Origin of the sequence: Salinimonas marina (assembly GCF_015644725.1) — a bacterium.
Taxonomy (GTDB): domain Bacteria; phylum Pseudomonadota; class Gammaproteobacteria; order Enterobacterales; family Alteromonadaceae; genus Alteromonas.
The window spans coordinates 3,087,564-3,105,088 of record NZ_CP064795.1 but is presented as its reverse complement, the minus strand read 5'-3'; the positions used below and the strand labels follow the sequence as shown (position 1 = coordinate 3,105,088).

The following is a 17,525-nucleotide window of genomic DNA, read 5'->3' as shown; positions in this document are numbered from 1 at the left end:
TATGTTCAACCAAATACGAGGGTGAGCATAATACTAGCAGGCCTGACTAACCATTGTGCTGAAGCTTGATTAAACGCCCGCCTTCTTTATCCTCAAGGACGTATATATTGCCCTTGCCATCCTGTTCCACTTCGCGAACTCGTTTGCCCCACTCGTATCGCTCAGCTTCCGCAACGTCCCAGTCACCCTCATCAGTCTGGCTAAAGGTCACCCGTATTAATGCTTTGGAAGACAAGCCACCGATAAAACCGTTACCCGTCCAGGCATCGTATAGTTCGCCTTTATAGATAATAAAACCGGCGGGGCTTATGGCGGGTACCCAGGCTTTAGCCGGGGCTTTAAAAACAGGGATATCCTCATGGTTGGGTATTTTCACATCTGAATAATGGTCCCCCTGGGACACTATCGGGTAGCCATAGTTGCGGCCTCTTTCAATAATATTGAGTTCGTCACCATGTTTGGGGCCCATTTCATGAGTCCACAAATTACCTTGTTCATCAAAGTCGATTCCAAGCAGGTTGCGGTGACCTAGGGTCCAGATTTGGTTGGTAACGCTGCCATTACCAAAAAATGGATTGTCTTTCGGTGCGCTGCCATCTGCATTTAAACGCAAGACTTTTCCAAGATTCATCGCCATATTCTGTGACGGCGAAAATTTTTGTCTTTCTCCGGAAGTGATAAACAGGTAGCCGTCGGGCGAAAACGCCATGCGATGCGAATAATGTCCGTTGCCGGTCATTTTTGGTGACTGGCGCCAAATAAGCTCTCTTTGTGACAAGCTTGCCCCGCTATCGGAAAGATTCAGCGTTGCCCGTTCAATCACAGCGCCACTATATGCATCATTTTGCGGATCGCGTTCTACGTAAGAAAGATAAATAGTCTTGTTGGTCTCAAACTCAGGATGAATGATCACATCCCCAAGACCGCCCTGACCACGGGGGTAACCTCAGGCACGTTACTTACAGAAAAGCGTTTTTGCTGATTCTCATCAAGCAACCACATGTTGCCGGTTTTTTCAGTGACCAGGCTATGCCCATCCGGCAAAAATGTCATGGCCCAGGGCTGATCAAATGATGTCATCACCGCACCGGTCAGCGAGGTGCCATGGCTGCCCGCCAGCTCAATCTTTGCCGACGATTCAGGCTGCGCTACAGTGGCAAACGATGTCGCTACCAGTGTAAAGAGAAAAGCTAGGTGTTGTCGCATAATAGAGTCCGCCCCTTTTGATATTCGCGTAACCTCCGTCATGCTTTAGTATGGTACGCAAACAATAAGTAATAATGGTATTACGCGTGTTACACGCTAAAGCTCAAAACCAATAGAGTGTTTGATTTTTATGCAGGTGTATACGCCAGAATCAGACTGGTTCCGGTCTGTTTAATCAAAAGTCGGTGGCCTCTTACCTGGGGCACGCCGGCGCCAGATTTCGTCGGCAAAAACCGGTATTGCCCGGGCACAAAGAACAGCAAGCGGGCCTTTATTGGAATAACAAACCACTAAATCGCGACCAGGCGATGGCGGTTTACGGTGTGGCAGACATTCCTGGTTTAAAGCAATACTGAAACACCACGCCGCCAACGGCACCGGCAAAACATTGCAGCATAATTCCGGTGATTTCCCGGGCCCCGGCAATTAGTGTGACGCCCATGATGGGCTGCATGGACAGCAACATCACCAGCATCGCCATCGCGCCACCTAATGCAGCCACCAGCGCGGCAATTAAGGACGAGGGTTGCATCCAGCGAAGCAACAGGGCCACCACCATCATGCTTAACACCAATGCCAAGGCAATGGCGGCGCCATAGCTTGGCAGCAGGCCCCACAAATCGTAGGCACTCATCGACAGGCGTTCGCTAACAGCCACCTTCACATCCACCTCGGTCAGCGCATGAATAACCCGCTGTGAATGAAACACACAGGCCAGCACATAGGTCACTACCCAGGCCGGTAGCAGGGCCACTACCATACGACACAAGAGGGACAAAAAAGACATGAAAGGCTCCGCCAAAAACACAAGTGGCGGTCAGTCTAGCCTGCCCGGCTGGTAGAATCCATGCCTTCACCGTATATCACCTACTTTACCGGGATTTCGTGTTAGGCTATTGGCTCTTGTTATTTATCAGACCGGATTCTATATGCATTGTAAATGGCGGGTATGGCTTGGCACATGGCTGATGTTGCTGGGCACGGGGGAAGTGTTTGCGCAAATCGATTATCAGGTACAAAGCCTTACTTCCAAACCTTTACATAAACCCTGGACGTTACTGCAGTTACCCGACCGCCGTTGGGTGGTAACTGAGCGTAAAGGGAACCTGGTGGTTATTGATGAAAACGGACAGCTCAGCCGCTCTAAGGTAGCGCTACCCGGCTTGTATTTTAAAGGGCAGGGCGGTTTATTGGATATCGCACTGGCCCATGACTTTGCACTTTCTAACCGGGTATTGATTACCTATGCAACCGGTAATGATGCGGCAAATCAGCTGGTGGTGGCTACCGCCGTTTTAGATGATGACAGCTTAAGCCAGATCACGCCGATTGTAACCGTGCAGCCGGCTAAGGCTACGCCGGTACATTTTGCCGGCCGTCTGGCAAAACTGGCTGATGGGACCTGGCTGGTAAGCTCAGGCGACGGCTTTGATTATCGTGAACAGGCCCAGGATAAAAGCAGTCAGCTGGGCAAAATCTTACGCTTTCGGGAAGACGGCAGTGCCCCTAAAGACAATCCATTTGCTGAGGCGCCGCTGGTGTACTCCCTGGGCCATCGCAACCCGCAGGGGTTAGTGGTTGATCCTCAAACTAAGCAGATAATAAGCCATGAACATGGTCCCGCGGGTGGCGATGAGGTGAATATCATTGAGGCTGGCACCAATTATGGCTGGCCGGTGATCACCAATGGCAAAGATTATTCAGGGGCCCGTATCTCGCCATTTGAAGAATACCCGGGCATGGCGCAACCCCGGCTGGACTGGACGCCCTCGGTGGCACCGTCGGGCATGGCACTTTACCGCCATTCAAAATTTGCTGACCTCACCGGTCAGCTATTAGTGACCACCTTAAAAGCCCAGGCCCTGTTACGGGTAAATATGTCAGCACAGCCGCCCCGCAGTGAGCGAATTTTTGCTACCATAGACCAACGCTTGCGTGATGTGGCAGTAGGGAAGGATGGCGCAATTTATGTGCTGACCGACGGCGCTAAAGCCGAAATTCTCAAAGTAACCCCGGCCGGCCCAGCCTCTGCATCTGAGTAAAGTGTCTGAAAAAGCAGCACATAGGCTGGCTGAATAGCGGCTATAAGTAAGCAAAAGCGTATTATCATTCAAATTAATGCTATATGCCGATATAATTCCGGCGTTTTATTAAGTCACGTCCTGTCGCCAAGACCGTTAACTTATCCCCGACAGGACTAACCATGAGGAAGACATCGTGTTAGAAGAGTATCGCAAACACGTAGAAGAACGTGCTGCACAAGGTATCCCTCCTAAGGCCTTAAATGCTGAACAGGTGGCCAGCCTGGTCGAACTACTGAAAAATCCGCCTAAGGGTGAAGAAGAAAACTTGCTGGAGCTTATCTCTGAGCGTGTTCCTCCTGGTGTTGATGAAGCGGCTTATGTAAAAGCTGGCTTTTTAAGCGCACTGGCAAAAGGTGACGACAGCTGTGAACTGATCAGCCGCGAAAAAGCGGTCGAGTTGCTGGGCAACATGCACGGTGGTTACAACATTGCCACCCTGATTGAGCTATTAGATGAGGACGCCCTGGCACCACTGGCGGCCAAAGAATTAAAACACACCCTGCTGATGTTTGATGCTTTCCACGATGTGGAAGAAAAACACAAAGCCGGTAACAAGTTTGCCACTGAAGTGATTGAGTCGTGGGCAGAGGCCGAATGGTTCACTGCACGTGACAAAATGGCCGACAAGATCACCTACTCGGTGTTTAAAGTAACCGGTGAAACCAACACCGATGACCTGTCACCAGCACCCGATGCCTGGTCGCGTCCGGATATTCCGTTGCACTCGCTGGCTGCCTACAAGATGACGCGTGATGGTTTAGAGCCTGAAGAGCATGGCGTGACCGGTCCGATGAAACAAATCGAAAAAGTGAAAAATCAGGGCCACCCGGTTGCCTTTGTGGGTGATGTGGTAGGTACCGGTTCTTCACGTAAATCAGCCACCAACTCAGTGCTGTGGTTCTTTGGTGAAGATATGCCTGGCGTTCCAAATAAACGTGGCGGCGGTGTGTGTATTGGTAATAAAGTTGCACCAATTTTCTTCAACACCATGGAAGATGCCGGCGCACTCGTTTTTGAGGCTGATGTTGAAAAAATGAATATGGGTGATGTCATCGACATCTACCCGTATGAAGGCAAAATCACCAATCACGAAACCGGCGAAGTGCTGTCTGAGTACAGCTACAAGTCAAAAGTGATTCTGGATGAAGTACGTGCCGGTGGCCGTATCAACCTGATCATCGGTCGCGGTCTGACCGACAAAGCACGTGAAGCACTGGGTCTGGGTCCAACCGAGATGTTCCGTACCCCGGAGCAGCCTGAAGACACCGGTAAAGGCTACACGCTGGCGCAAAAAATGGTCGGTAAAGCCTGTGGTGTAGACGGCATCCGTCCTGGCACATACTGTGAACCAAAAATGACCACGGTAGGTTCTCAGGATACCACCGGTCCAATGACCCGTGATGAGCTTAAAGACCTGGCATGTTTGGGCTTTACTGCCGATTTAACCATGCAGTCATTCTGTCACACCGCGGCATATCCGAAGCCGGTTGATATTGAAACCCAGCACACGCTGCCAGATTTCATCATGAACCGTGGCGGTGTTAGCTTGCGTCCTGGTGACGGTATTATCCACAGCTGGCTGAACCGCATGTTGCTGCCCGATACGGTAGGTACCGGTGGTGACTCACATACCCGCTTCCCGCTGGGTATTTCATTCCCGGCCGGTTCGGGTCTGGTGGCCTTCGCCGCGGCAACCGGTGTAATGCCGCTGGATATGCCAGAGTCTATTCTGGTGCGCTTTAAAGGTAAGCGCCAGCCTGGTATTACCCTGCGTGACCTGGTACACGCCATTCCGCTTTACGGCATCAAGCAGGGCCTGCTGACGGTAGAGAAGAAAGGCAAAATCAACCAGTTCTCTGGTCGTATTCTTGAAATTGAAGGTCTGGAAGACTTAACGGTAGAGCAGGCGTTTGAATTATCAGATGCCTCAGCAGAACGCTCTGCCGCCGGTTGTACCATCAACCTGTCAGAAGAATCGATCTCTGAATACCTGCGTTCTAACATCACCATGCTGCGCTGGATGATCAACGAAGGCTATGGCGATCCACGTACCCTTGAGCGTCGTGCGCAGAAGATGGAAGAATGGCTGGCTAACCCAGAGCTGATGCGTGCTGATAAAGATGCAGAATACTCTTCGGTTATCGAGATTGACCTGGAAGACATCAAAGAGCCTATCGTATGTTGCCCGAACGATCCTGATGATGCCAAGACTTTGTCTGATGTCGCCGGTGACCATGTGGATGAGGTGTTCATTGGTTCATGTATGACCAACATTGGTCACTTCCGTGCTGCCGGTAAGTTGCTGGACAACTACGGTAAGACGCTGCCAACCCGTCTGTGGATTTCTCCACCAACCAAGATGGATAAGGCGCAGCTGATGGAAGAAGGCTATTACAACATCTACGGGCGTGTGGGTGTGCGTACTGAAATGCCAGGCTGTTCACTGTGTATGGGTAACCAGGCGCGGGTTGATGCGGGCGCAACGGTACTGTCGACTTCTACCCGTAACTTCCCGAACCGGTTGGGCGACGGTGCCAATGTGTACCTGACTTCAGCTGAGCTGGCTGCGGTAGGCGCGATTGTCGGTCGTATCCCAACAGCAGCAGAGTACATGGAGTATGCCGGTAAGATTGATTCGATGGCAGCCGATGTGTATCGCTATCTGAACTTTGACCAGATGGATAGCTTCAAGCAGGCAGAAGCAGACGCCAAAGCGAAGATCATTCCAACCCTGAATATTGCCTGATTAACCGCAGGTAATCAGCAAGCCGGGTACCCGTAAGGGGCCCGGCTTTTTTTATGGCTGGCTGACCACTGGATAATTGTTCACGGCATAGGTAGACTGCGACAAGGCCCACTTTCTATGCGAAGTCCGAAGTGGTAGCTCTTCTATAGGTCGGTTTGCTCAAGGAACGTAAATGCATTACAAATTATCAGCGCCCATAATCATTGCCTTGCTGGCGCTTTGGCTGGTGTTAAACAGCAGTGTTGAAGCCAGGCAGTCGGTGGAGTTTGAACAAGCCAGCGTCACCTTAAATGGCCAGACCTACGCGGTAGATTTTGCGCAAAGCCCGCAGCAACGGGCACAGGGACTGATGTTCAGAAAATCTTTGTGCTCTGACTGCGGCATGCTGTTTCGGTTTTCCCCTCCCAAACAGGCCAGTATGTGGATGAAAAATACCTACATCCCGCTGGATGTGGCTTTTATAGACAAAGCAGGCATGATTACCGACATTAAACCGTTACAGCCCCACGATTTAACCTCAGTGGGAGCATCCGCTAAAGTCATGTACGCGCTGGAGATGAATCAGGGCTGGTTTGCCCGTCATGATATTCAGGTCGGTGACCATATCGTTATTAAGCCATAAGCTGATCCGAATCAGCTGCAATCGGAGAAAAGTTGTGTCTCAACCATTAACTATCGCAAAGTTCGGCGGTACCAGTCTGGCCAATCATGCAGCAATGCAAAAATGTGCCCGCATTGTGTTAAACAACAAAGCCACCCGTATTGTGGTGGTCAGTGCCTCGGCCGGGGTGACCAATCACTTAGTGAGCCTGGCGCATACCGCGATGACACAGCAACAAACCGGCGAGGTATGTGAGGCTATTGAAGCCATAGAAATGGCGATTGTTGCACAGCTGCAGAACCCAGCTGCGGTGCAGGATAAACTGGATGATTTGCTCACCGAAATGCGCGCTCTGGCGCAGCACGAAGAAATTTTACAGCGCGAGGATTTAAAAGATCAGCTACTGTCTATGGGCGAGCGGATGTCTTCGTTGCTGTTTAGTGCCGTGATCACCGAGCTGGGCAACCCGGCGATGAATTTCGATGTTCGCAAAGTACTGCGTACCGACAGTGAATTTGGCGCGGCCACTCCGGAGCCTGAAGCCATAGCGTCGTTAAGTACCGCCTTGCTGGCGCCAGAACTCGAAGATGCCATTGTGGTGACCCAGGGCTTCGTGGGGGCCGACGAACAAGGTAAAACCACCACCCTGGGGCGCGGTGGCTCTGACTTTACCGCAGCCTTACTGGCCGAAGCGCTGAGTGCCCAGGTGTGCGAAATCTGGACTGATGTGGCAGGGGTTTACACTACCGACCCACGCATTGCGCCCAATGCTCATCCCTTACCAGAACTTAGCTTTGAAGAAGCCGCTGAAATGGCGACTTTCGGCGCCAAGGTGTTGCATCCGGCGACGATGGAACCGGCCCTGCGCAATAATGTGAAAGTGTTTGTCGGTTCCAGCCAAGCGCCGGAACAGGGTGGCACCTGGATCATGCGTGATTGTGAGGAAGAGCCGCCTTACCGGGCCATCACCCGCCGTAAAGAGCAGGTAATGGTTACAGTCAAAACCCCGAAGATGATGTATGCCCAGGGGTTTTTGCAGCAGGTTTTCGCTATCATTGCCAAGCATCGTCTGAGTGTGGATTTGGTCACCACCTCAGAAATTGCCGTGTCTTTTACCCTGGATAACCCCGCCAATTCGGTGGCCCAGCGACTGAATAAAGAAACCATTGCCGATCTGGAAACATTATGTGATGTCAATGTTGAGCATGGTTTTGATTTGGTGACCGTGGTCGGCAATCATATGCAAAGCGCCACCGGGGTGTCGAGTAAGATTTTTGCCGCCGTGGCGGACTACAACCTGCGAATGATTTGCTTTGGGGCCAACCCACACAACATGTCATTTCTGGTTAACGAAAAAGACAGCACGTCAATTGTGCAGCATCTGCACAAAGCGCTGTTCGAATAATCAGTAACCATAAGATGACCGGGCCTGAGTGTAGTTATTGTAACGCCTTCAGGCCCGCATAAATCAATTGGCGGCGGAGACTTCGCTATGCAGTTTTAGCACTTTGTCGCCATCATCCTGTTCAATCAGATAGGCCGGGTTGTTGCTGTCGGCTTTGCGTGTCACTTTGCTGCCCTGTAAGGTACGGCTGACTTCCTCCCAGAATACTTCTCTGACCTTACCACTGCCTTTGCCATTGCCCCATTCCCACTCCACTTTTGTATTGGTCTGAAATGCTTTGCTCATCCGTTGCCTCATTAGTTACCAGGAAGACTGTTGCGTACGCAGGGACGGCGGCTTTAGATTGCTTTAAAAGGTAACCTGACGGACGATAGCAGGATGCTAACGGGCATAAAAAAGCCGGTGTAAAAACACCGGCGATGATGGGTCCCAACAGTAACGCTTAGACTTTAAACTGGCGAATAGAGTGTTGCAGCTCTTCGGCCAGGCGCGCGACTTCAAGACTCGATTCCGAGGTTTGCTGCGCACCAATGGTGGTTTCTTCGGCGATCCCGACAATGGTTTCCAGCTTCTCACTGATTTCCTGAGACACCATATTTTGCTCACGGGCAGATTGTTCAATTTGCGAGCTGACATCGTGGGCCTGATGTACCGCATCGGAAATGATATCCAGCGCCTGGGTTGCCTGGTCGGTCTGTTCTACACACACCGCGGTTTGCTCTTTGCCCTGATTCATCACAGACACCGCACGTTCAGCGCCGGCCTGTAACACTTCAATCATGGCATTGATTTCCTGGGTAGATTGCTGTGTACGGCTGGCCAGGGTGCGAACCTCATCGGCCACCACCGCAAAGCCGCGACCCTGCTCACCGGCGCGGGCGGCTTCAATGGCTGCGTTTAAAGCCAGCAGGTTAGTCTGATCGGCGACCCCGCGAATAACATCCAGGATGCCCCCGATACTGGCGCTATCCTGATGCAGTTTATTAATTACCTGTGCCGCTTCTTCCACATCACGGGCCAGCACCTCAATAGTCTGTTTGTTTTCCTGTGAAATCTGACGTACTTTTTTGGCTTCGCTGTCGGCATGACGAATCTGGCTCAGGGTGTCCTCGGCATTGTGCATGACCAGTTCTGAGGTTGAGTGCATCTCCGTGGTCGCGGTCGCTACCTGAGCAATCTGTGACTTCTGGTCCTGAATAGAATGCGTGGTCTGGGCAGTCACCGTAGAGGTTTGCTCAGAGGCTGCCGCCAGCTGCTCGGCGCGATCATTGATGGCCAGGATCAGGGTTTTCAAATTAGTAATCAGCTGATTACAGTTGCGGGCCAGCAGACCAAACTCATCTTGCGCGGTATCGTCAAGGCGTTGGGTCAAATCCCCCGACGAAGCCACCTTGAGCAATTCATTAACCCGATTAAGGGGGCGGGTGATAGCCAATACTGTAAAGTAGCCGATGATGGCGGCAATCAGCAGTGAAATAATAACAACCACGATCACGGTCAGGTTACCGCTGGCCACTTTTTCACTCACCTGGTCGTCAATTTGCTGGGCGCGCAGGCTGGTAAGATCCAGCAGCTTCTCAAGCTCAATAATGGCTTCTGAGATATTAACATCAGACTGGGTCAGATTTTTTTCCGCGGCGTTACGATACTCCAGACGCTCCACATGCAGCTGTAACACCCCATCTTTAGATGTGATGGCGTTAAGTGACCCGTTTACCAGGTCATTGATTTCATCCAGGGTACCCGAGGTATCCTGGTTATTGGCGGTACTAACCATGGCTGATAGCTGCTCGGCAACATTGTTTACAATCAGTGTCACTTCATTACCCAGGGTCTGGGCGCGCAGCAGGGTCTGGGTTTTAACGTATTCAGAAGACACAGTCAGCAACGATAATAAGGTGGTTTCCAGCTCGCTACCGGCAGCAGCTGCCTGTTTTAATGCCGGATTAGCCTGTACTGACGGCATATCCGAAAAATCGAGCAGATACATAGACGCATCATCAGCATTGTCTTCGGCATCCGCCAAACGATCATCAATGGTATTGCGCATATTCATGTACTGATGATGATTACGGTACATGTTTTCGACATTAGCGACGTAATTGTCGTAACTGGTTTTAACCTTGGACAGCGACTGTTTAAGCTCGGCGTCATTACCCACCGTTTGGTTAAGCTGTTTGTAGGTTGACTCAAACACCGCCTGGTTTTCTTCAAACGCCGCCTGTTTGGCTTTTAGCCCGGCTAGGTCTTCTTCTATATAAGATTCAAAGGTTAACCGGCCCATATTAATAAAGGTGGCTTTGAGCGTATGGCTACCCGAAAGGGTCGGCAGCGCAACCTGGTTAACTTCTTCGGTAGCAGACCCGACAGAGTTGAGGTTATATAAAGAAGAAATACTGATTACGACTAACAACAAGCTGATGGTAAGAAATCCACCTATTATGCGCTTAGCAACCGTGATTTTCATCGAAACTCCTGATGCGGGATTTTAATTATTAGAATTGTGGTCGGCAGAGCCCGAAATTCTCACACTCTTCCCTGATTAATAGGTTATACATCGGCTGAACTAATCAGCCGGATAAGCGAGCCTGTATAGGCCACTCACTATATCGACTATTCTAATGGATACTTTACCGCAATTTAGCAGGGCAGGTAGGCGTTGAAATTTATTCTTAAGTATAAAAACAATCTATTTGCCCAAATGACAGAATATTTTCGACAATAAACGGGACAAACAGAAGCTTTTATAAGTATTTTGATTGGGCCGGGTGTTTTTATCACGTAGCGTGAAATCAAACCCTTTAGCCCGGGGACGGTAGGGTGCGTTAAGGCGTCACGGTAATGCGTTCTTTGGTTTCGACCCGGTAGGCGGTCATGGTATTGCCCCACACATAGCCGGTATCCAGCCCAATAATTCGTTTTGACGGTGTTTTGCCTTCCAGCGCTGCCCAGTGGCCAAATAAAATGCGTTGTTTTTCTGGCAGCTGAAGCCTTGGATGCGAAAACCAGGGCATCAGATTTTTATCACTGGCCGGTGGCGTGCCCTTTTCCTGCAAATCCAGTCTTAACGCTTTATCCACAAACCGCATACGGGTACAGGCATTCACAATAAAGCGCAGGCGTTCAATCTCAGTCAGGTCATACTGCCAGATAGCCGGGGCGTTGCCATACATCTGAGTTAAGAAAGTATGCGGGTCCTGTTGCAAGGCCTGGCTTACTTCATCACTAAACCGCAACAACTGCTGTGGGGTCCAGCCTGGATACAACCCGGCGTGCACCATGATGTGTTTGTTATCCACCGCCAGGGCCAGCGGAAAAGATTGTAACCAGGCACACAATTCTTCAAGACGGTCACTGGTTAACAGGTTTTCAAGGCGATCCTTTTTATTGGCGGGTTGGATGTTTTTGCTTACCGCCAGTAAATGCAAATCGTGGTTGCCCAACACACTGGAAAAACCATTACCCAACCCTTTTAAAAAGGTAAGGGTGGCCAGCGAGTCTTCCCCGCGGGCGACCAGGTCGCCCACTGCATACAGCTTATCGCGCTTTTCATCAAACTGACATTGGTCCAGCAGTTTCATCAGGCCGCCATAGCACCCCTGAATATCGCCGACCACCAGAGTTTGTGCAGAAGATGGCTTCATAAAATTGGCTACCCGTGGAACTAGTTGATGCTATTGGGTACTGCCAGACGAAAAACATCGATCGGTACCCGTACCATTTCGCCGTCTTCGCACTGCATTTCGTAATAGCCTTCCATGGTGCCTACCGGCGTATCCAGAATGGCGCCACTGGTGTACTGAAACTCTTCGCCAGGGGCCAGTGAGGGCTGTTTGCCGACGACCCCGGAACCTTCTACTTCGCTGCGTTTACCCGCACCATCGGTGATTAGCCAATAACGGTTGATGAGCTGAACGGTGACATCGCTGTGGTTAGTAATAGTGATTTGATAGGCAAATGCAAACTGACCTTTTTCCGTAACCGGGTGGTCAGGCAGGTGCCGTGTCTGTACTTCAACGTTTACTGCGCCCTTCGATGTCACTGTTTTGGGGTCCCGTGCTCATAGATAAAGTTGGCAATGGTGGCAAAGTTTTGCAACGACAGGGTCTCGGCCCGCACCCCAGGATTGATATCCAGGCTGCTAAGATTTTCTTCACTGATGCAGTCTTTGAGGCTATTGCGAATGGTTTTACGGCGTTGATTGAATGCCTGAGCACAAACCCGCTCCAGCGTGTTCACCGACTCTACCTCTACCGGGGCGCTGGCGTGCGGCACCAGTCTGACTACGGCTGAGTCGACCTTGGGCGCTGGCTTAAAGGCGTCGGGCGGCACGGTAAGCACCGGGGTTACCGAGCAGTAGTACTGCGCCATAACCGACAACCGGCCATAGTTTTTCGAGCCGGGCCCGGCCGCTAACCGATTGACCACTTCTTTTTGCAGCATAAAGTGCATGTCGTGGATGCTGTCAGCATAATCAAACAGATGAAACATCAACGGCGTGGAAATATTGTAAGGCAGATTACCAAACACCCGTAGCGACTGGTCTGGATTGGGCAGATTGTCTTTGACCGTGGTGAAATCCAGGGTCAGCGCATCCTGTTCAATAATATTCAGTTTGCTGCCATGAAAGGGGTGGTGACGTAGCCGCTTAGCCAGGTCACGATCCAGCTCTACCACGGTCAGGGCGTCAACACGTTCACACACCGGGTCAGTGAGGGCACCCAGACCGGGGCCAATTTCAACCAGGTTTTCACCGTTGCGGGGATTTATCGAATTAACAATTTGTTCAATGACATAGTCGTCATGCAAAAAATTCTGGCCAAACCGCTTTCGTGCGGTGTGGCCCAGGTGGGTTTTACTCATAAATGACTGTTCGCAAGTTCGATGGCTTTTTCCAGCGCTTTTTGGAAACTTCCGGTATCCGCCTGGCCGGTACCCGCCAGATCTACCGCGGTGCCGTGATCAACCGAGGTGCGGATAAACGGCAACCCCAAAGTGATATTTACAGCAGCGCCGAAGCCTTTAAATTTAAGTACAGGAAGACCCTGATCATGGTACATCGCCAGCACCACATCAGCGTGTTCCAGGTATTTGGGCTGAAAGATAGTATCTGCGGGCAGGGGACCGGTCAATTTAATGCCTTCGCCACGCAGGGCTTCCAGCGCCGGGATCATGGTCTCTATTTCTTCACGGCCAATATGGCCATCCTCACCGGCGTGCGGATTCAGTCCGCAGACAAAAATATGCGGCTCAGCCAGCCCGAATTTTTGTCTTAAATCGTTATCGATAATGCGGATGACCCGGTTCAGACGTTCGGCGGTGATGGCTTTGGACACATACTCTAACGGAATATGGGTGGTCGCCAGCGCCACATTAAGCCCTTCGGTCGACAGCAGCATTACCACGTCCAGCGTATTGGACTGAGAAGCGAAGTATTCGGTGTGACCAGAAAATGACACCCCCGCCTCATTGATAATGCCTTTGTGGACCGGACCCGTTACCACGGCATCAAAACCTTCATGCATATTGGCATGGCATGCCTGACGCAGAGTCTCGACCACATAGCGGCCATTCGCCGGATCCAGCTGCCCGGGGACCACCTGCGCTTCAATATCTACCTGTCGGATAAAGAGTTCACCGGGCTCAGGCAGGCGTTGCAGGTCATCCTGAAAAGGGGTGAGTTGTATGGCCAGACCGAGTTGCTGCGCACGCTCGTTAAGCATTTGCGTATCGGCAAATACCACCAGCTGTACCGGCCAGCGTTGCTGGGCCAGTTGCAGGATTAAATCGGGGCCAATCCCGGCTGGTTCGCCGGGCGTTACTGCTATTTTTTGAATATTCATCTGCTCTTAATTGGGCCTGACCTACAAAACTTCAATGTAGGCGGCGTCACGCATTTCGCGGATCCACGCTTCAGATTCTTCCTTGAACTTGCGGTTGTAGATTAGCTGTGAGGCTTTGTCTTCTTTGCGCTTATCAGTCGCATCGTCGATACGGCGATCTTCAAGCTGAATCAAATGCCAGCCGTGAGAGGAACGGATTGGCTTGCTGTATTCACCGGGCTCCAGGTTCGCCAGGGCTTCTTTAAAGGCAGGCACATACATGTTGGGATCTGCCCAGCCCAGGTTGCCGCCTTTTAAGGCCGAGCCCGGGTCATCGGAATGCTCTTTCGCCAGTGCGGCAAACTCGGCTTCGCCGTCGATGACCTGCTGACGGAACTTAACCAGCATCTCTTTGGCTTTGTCTTCGCTTAAAATGATAGACGGCTTGATCAGAATGTGACGCGCATTCACCTCTTCCACCGTCACTTTTTCAATGCCGCGGGTGTCTTTAATCTTCAGTATATGAAAACCAGCACCGCTTCGAATCGGACCAATCAGCTCCCCTTTGTCTTTGCCCTGTACAGCTTCAGCAAACAACGTCGGCATGGAGTTGATGTTCAGCCAGCCCATATCACCGCCTTCCAGCGCTTCAGAGCCAGAGGAGGAGGTGATAGCAATCCGGGCAAAGTCAGAACCATCGTTTAACAGCTTAATGACTTTTTCTGCCCGTGAGCGGGCATCTTCGATGACATCTTCAGCTGGTTCAGAAGGCAGACCAATAAGAATGTGTCCCAGCTGATACTCTGCCTGCTCGGCGCCTTGCTCGTCCATCAGCTTGACCAGCGCGTCGATCTCCTGGGGGGTGATATAGATACGACGGCGTACATTGGCCCGGCGCACCTCACCAATGATTAATTCTTCGCGTACATCTTCGCGGTAATCATCGTAGCTCATGCCTTCTTTACTCAGTTCGTCACGCAGCTGAGGCACATTCATGCCTTCGCCCTGGGCGATGTTGGCAATGGTTTGCTCAAGCTGTGGATCGCTGACCTGAATCCCCATGCGTTCTGCCATTTGCATTTGCAGGTTTTTCAGAATCAGACGCTCGATGGCCTGAGTACGTAATACCCGATCCGCCGGGAGTTGTTGGTCGTTATTTTGGGCGTTGCGCCGGACATCCGCCACCAGCGCCTCAATTTCGCTTTCCAATATCACACCCTGGTCAACGATGACCGCTACGCGATCCAGAGAAACTTGCTGTGCCCAGCTAGAAAACGTCAGCAGGGCAGTTAAATACATAGCCCGTATAATGAACTTCATAATCACTCTTTATTGTCGTTTGTATCACTACATTCCATCACTGAGATGTAGCATGGTAAATTAATTCAGGTTGTACGGTTGCCGATAGCCAAACATTCCGTCTTCAAGCATGCGTCGGCTTGATTTGGAGGAACCCAGTCCTTTAAAAATAAACTGCACACCAATACCAGAATCATATTCATCGGTGGACTGCTGTCCGTCATCTGCAAAGCGGTTGCTTAGCTGACGTTGCGCGACCACCTGGATTGCCCAGCAACAGGATTCGTACTGTAAACCAAAATAAGACTCGATACTGCGGTTTCTTTCCAAATCGCGGTAGGTACGCCCTACCCAGTGCCAGTTTTGATTAATTGGCCAGCTGGCAGAAATACCAACCTGATCAATAGTTTCCCCACTGAGCTCGCGTACATAACGATGGGTCAGTTGCACCAGACTTTCGGCGTCCCGCCGGTATTCCAGAGTATGGCTGCTGCGCTCCACCTTATCGGTTTGCGTCATTATCTGCACATCTGAATGGAAATACCAGCGATCTGTCATTCGCCAGTCCAGCTCCGCTGCCAACGCGGAGCGGTCCTGATTCTGGGTCGGCGAAATCACCTGGTTGTCGCCAAAGTAGAATATCTGACCCAGGCTAAGGGCAAATTGTTCCCGGTGGGCGTCATCTAAAATTCGTGAGGTAACGCCCACAGTCACCTGATTATTATCATTAATACGATCCAAACCCGTAAATTCACGGCCCCGGAACAAGCTTTCCATATCCGTCAGCAGCACCGTGGTATCGTAGATGCCAATTTCACGCTGGTCTTCATACGAGGTATACAGATACTGTACTTTTGGCTCCAGGGTGGTGGTGCCGGTGTCACTGAACCAGCCCCCATCCCGCTCAAAATATAAGGTTCCGAACAATCGCCCCTGACCCAGGGTCCGGTTTACTTCATCGGCTAAGTCAGTGTCATCGATATTGCTTTGCCGGTAATAGGTGTTCAACACGGTGGCCTCGGCGCTCAGCTCGCCCCAGTGGCGCTGATAAGGCAGCGCCAGGGTGGGGGCCACATGAAACCGCATGGCCGTGGGCGAGGTGTCGTTTTTGTTGTCAAAATAGGCCAGCTCGGAGTCCAGTGAAAACTCAAAATACCGGGCAAAGGGTTTGGTAATGGCCAGCCGTGCCTCGGGCAAGGCCCGATAGGAGTCATTTTGGAACCCGATTGTTTCAAAGTCGCGAATGTGGATGTCCAGCAGCATATCGGGGGCAAAATAGTTCAGGCCCAGCGTGCGGGCCAGGTGCGTGTCGGCCCGGTTGTAATATTCAGAGCCCAGATCGACGATATAGTTGTCGTCGCTGATGCCGTTTACATCGACGCCCACAGTCCAGTTCTGACTTAAGTAGCCGTCATGGGCCAGACGATAAAAATAGCGGTTGTCTTCATTTGGGGTGTCTTTGTCTGACGGCAGATACTCAACATCAAGCATGCTGTAACCCTGTTCGCTTAAATACCGAAACTGGGTTTTAAGCTGAACGCCCCGATCGGTCATCAGCCTGGGCGACACCGTCATGTCGTAATTAGGTGCCATGTTCCAGTAAAAAGGCTGCTCGATATCCAGCCCGGTGTTCGAGGAGCTGGAAATTTCAGGAAACAATAAGCCGGTCTGGCGTTGATCACTGACCGGAAAGGCAAAATAGGGCAGATAAAAGACCGGTACATCCCCCACATAAAAGCGGGTGTTTTTGGCCTGGCCCCACATCGAGTCACGCTCAATACTGATTTCAGACGCTTTGATCATCCAGTCACGGCTTTGGGCCGGACAAGTGGTAAAGCTGACATCGGTCAGTGTCAGGCCGTCGGCGGAGGTCAGATCAATCATGCGGGCGGTGCCACGTCCATTAGAGCCATTTAAATGATATTCGGTATTCGACATGTTCAGGGTTTCAGTGACCGAGTCCAGCATGACCTCGTCGCTGTTTACCTGCAACTGCGCATCCTGATATTGCACATCACCAGAAGCCTGTAGCTGGCGGCCGTTATTTTTCACCTGCGCTTCATCGGCACGGATAGTGGCAGCATCGGAGGTAATATCGACATTGCCACTGAAATTGGCCTTGCGCTGAGACAAAAATTCAGTGGAGTCAGCCTCTACTTTCACTTCACCCGTGGACATCAGCTGGGTCGAAGAAAACTGCACCGGCGACGCCGGACACAGCAGTTCCATGCCAGTACGGGGTTCCGGCTCAGACGTGTCAGAGGTGGTTTGTCCCTGAGCTGATGACCAGCCAAGAGAAAATAACAAAAGCGATGCGCAGGTCTTTTTCATGCGAGGGTGAATGGCCTGTTAGTGATACTGT

13 protein-coding genes and 1 pseudogene are annotated in these 17,525 nt (G+C 51.3%); 4 read left to right on the top strand and 10 right to left on the bottom strand.

Going from position 1 to position 17,525, the window contains the following annotated elements; genetic code table 11:
* Positions 1-46: 46 nt before the first annotated feature.
* Both IT774_RS13935 and IT774_RS13930 read right to left on the bottom strand, forming a co-directional pair.
* Positions 47-1,206: pseudogene (locus IT774_RS13935) on the bottom strand (PQQ-dependent sugar dehydrogenase).
* Between the two features lie 316 nt (positions 1,207-1,522).
* The gene (locus tag IT774_RS13930; RefSeq protein WP_195810300.1) at positions 1,523-1,993 is read right to left on the bottom strand and encodes a hypothetical protein; all 471 of its coding nucleotides are present in this window, start codon (positions 1,991-1,993) and stop codon (positions 1,523-1,525) included.
* A gap of 142 nt (positions 1,994-2,135) precedes the next feature.
* On the opposite strand from IT774_RS13930, the gene IT774_RS13925 reads away from it, so the two are divergent.
* The 4 genes from IT774_RS13925 to lysC all read left to right on the top strand — a co-directional run bounded on the left by IT774_RS13925 (position 2,136) and on the right by lysC (position 8,042).
* Positions 2,136-3,248 carry a PQQ-dependent sugar dehydrogenase gene (locus IT774_RS13925; protein ID WP_195810299.1) on the top strand — a complete coding sequence of 371 codons (1,113 nt, stop codon included), beginning with the start codon at positions 2,136-2,138 and terminating at the stop codon, positions 3,246-3,248.
* Positions 3,249-3,423: 175 nt separating this feature from the next.
* A complete protein-coding gene (gene acnB, locus IT774_RS13920) occupies positions 3,424-6,036 on the top strand; it encodes a bifunctional aconitate hydratase 2/2-methylisocitrate dehydratase (protein WP_195810298.1) in 2,613 nt (870 codons plus the stop codon).
* Positions 6,037-6,208: 172 nt separating this feature from the next.
* Positions 6,209-6,658: a DUF192 domain-containing protein gene (locus tag IT774_RS13915; protein WP_195810297.1), complete on the top strand. Its 450-nt coding sequence runs from the start codon at positions 6,209-6,211 to the stop codon at positions 6,656-6,658.
* 34 nt (positions 6,659-6,692) lie between these two features.
* Positions 6,693-8,042 (top strand): lysine-sensitive aspartokinase 3, encoded by a 1,350-nt coding sequence (gene lysC, locus IT774_RS13910; protein ID WP_195810296.1) that lies wholly within the window; start codon positions 6,693-6,695, stop codon positions 8,040-8,042.
* 63 nt (positions 8,043-8,105) lie between these two features.
* Here the strand turns inward: lysC and IT774_RS13905 are convergent, their stop codons facing one another.
* The 8 genes from IT774_RS13905 to lptD all read right to left on the bottom strand — a co-directional run bounded on the left by IT774_RS13905 (position 8,106) and on the right by lptD (position 17,494).
* Positions 8,106-8,327: a hypervirulence associated TUDOR domain-containing protein gene (locus tag IT774_RS13905; RefSeq protein WP_195810295.1), complete on the bottom strand. Its 222-nt coding sequence runs from the start codon at positions 8,325-8,327 to the stop codon at positions 8,106-8,108.
* Positions 8,328-8,484: 157 nt separating this feature from the next.
* The gene (locus IT774_RS13900) at positions 8,485-10,509 is read right to left on the bottom strand and encodes a HAMP domain-containing methyl-accepting chemotaxis protein (RefSeq protein WP_195810294.1); all 2,025 of its coding nucleotides are present in this window, start codon (positions 10,507-10,509) and stop codon (positions 8,485-8,487) included.
* Positions 10,510-10,867: 358 nt separating this feature from the next.
* Entirely contained in the window at positions 10,868-11,686 is an 819-nt protein-coding gene (locus IT774_RS13895) for a symmetrical bis(5'-nucleosyl)-tetraphosphatase (RefSeq protein WP_195810293.1), read from the bottom strand.
* A 20-nt stretch (positions 11,687-11,706) separates the two neighbouring features.
* Positions 11,707-12,084, bottom strand: a complete 378-nt coding sequence (gene apaG / locus IT774_RS13890; RefSeq protein WP_195810292.1) for a Co2+/Mg2+ efflux protein ApaG — start codon at positions 12,082-12,084, stop codon at positions 11,707-11,709.
* Positions 12,081-12,905, bottom strand: coding sequence for a 16S rRNA (adenine(1518)-N(6)/adenine(1519)-N(6))-dimethyltransferase RsmA (gene rsmA, locus IT774_RS13885; protein WP_195810291.1), 825 nt, complete (start codon positions 12,903-12,905; stop codon positions 12,081-12,083). Before rsmA ends, apaG begins: the two co-directional genes overlap by 4 nt.
* Positions 12,902-13,885: a 4-hydroxythreonine-4-phosphate dehydrogenase PdxA gene (gene pdxA, locus IT774_RS13880; RefSeq protein WP_195810290.1), complete on the bottom strand. Its 984-nt coding sequence runs from the start codon at positions 13,883-13,885 to the stop codon at positions 12,902-12,904. The genes rsmA and pdxA overlap by 4 nt, the downstream gene beginning before the upstream one ends.
* A 21-nt stretch (positions 13,886-13,906) precedes the next feature.
* Positions 13,907-15,184, bottom strand: a complete 1,278-nt coding sequence (gene surA, locus IT774_RS13875; RefSeq protein WP_195810289.1) for a peptidylprolyl isomerase SurA — start codon at positions 15,182-15,184, stop codon at positions 13,907-13,909.
* A 60-nt stretch (positions 15,185-15,244) separates the two neighbouring features.
* Positions 15,245-17,494, bottom strand: coding sequence for an LPS assembly protein LptD (gene lptD, locus IT774_RS13870; protein WP_195810288.1), 2,250 nt, complete (start codon positions 17,492-17,494; stop codon positions 15,245-15,247).
* Positions 17,495-17,525: the final 31 nt, after the last annotated feature.

Coding starts and splice junctions, on each gene's coding strand:
- IT774_RS13925 (WP_195810299.1), top strand. CDS start 2,136: ATGCATTGTAAATGGCGGGTATGGCTTGGCACATGGCTGATGTTGCTG.
- rsmA (WP_195810291.1), bottom strand. CDS start 12,905: ATGAGTAAAACCCACCTGGGCCACACCGCACGAAAGCGGTTTGGCCAG.
- IT774_RS13900 (WP_195810294.1), bottom strand. CDS start 10,509: ATGAAAATCACGGTTGCTAAGCGCATAATAGGTGGATTTCTTACCATC.
- surA (WP_195810289.1), bottom strand. CDS start 15,184: ATGAAGTTCATTATACGGGCTATGTATTTAACTGCCCTGCTGACGTTT.
- lptD (WP_195810288.1), bottom strand. CDS start 17,494: ATGAAAAAGACCTGCGCATCGCTTTTGTTATTTTCTCTTGGCTGGTCA.
- IT774_RS13915 (WP_195810297.1), top strand. CDS start 6,209: ATGCATTACAAATTATCAGCGCCCATAATCATTGCCTTGCTGGCGCTT.
- IT774_RS13905 (WP_195810295.1), bottom strand. CDS start 8,327: ATGAGCAAAGCATTTCAGACCAATACAAAAGTGGAGTGGGAATGGGGC.
- IT774_RS13895 (WP_195810293.1), bottom strand. CDS start 11,686: ATGAAGCCATCTTCTGCACAAACTCTGGTGGTCGGCGATATTCAGGGG.
- IT774_RS13930 (WP_195810300.1), bottom strand. CDS start 1,993: ATGTCTTTTTTGTCCCTCTTGTGTCGTATGGTAGTGGCCCTGCTACCG.
- pdxA (WP_195810290.1), bottom strand. CDS start 13,885: ATGAATATTCAAAAAATAGCAGTAACGCCCGGCGAACCAGCCGGGATT.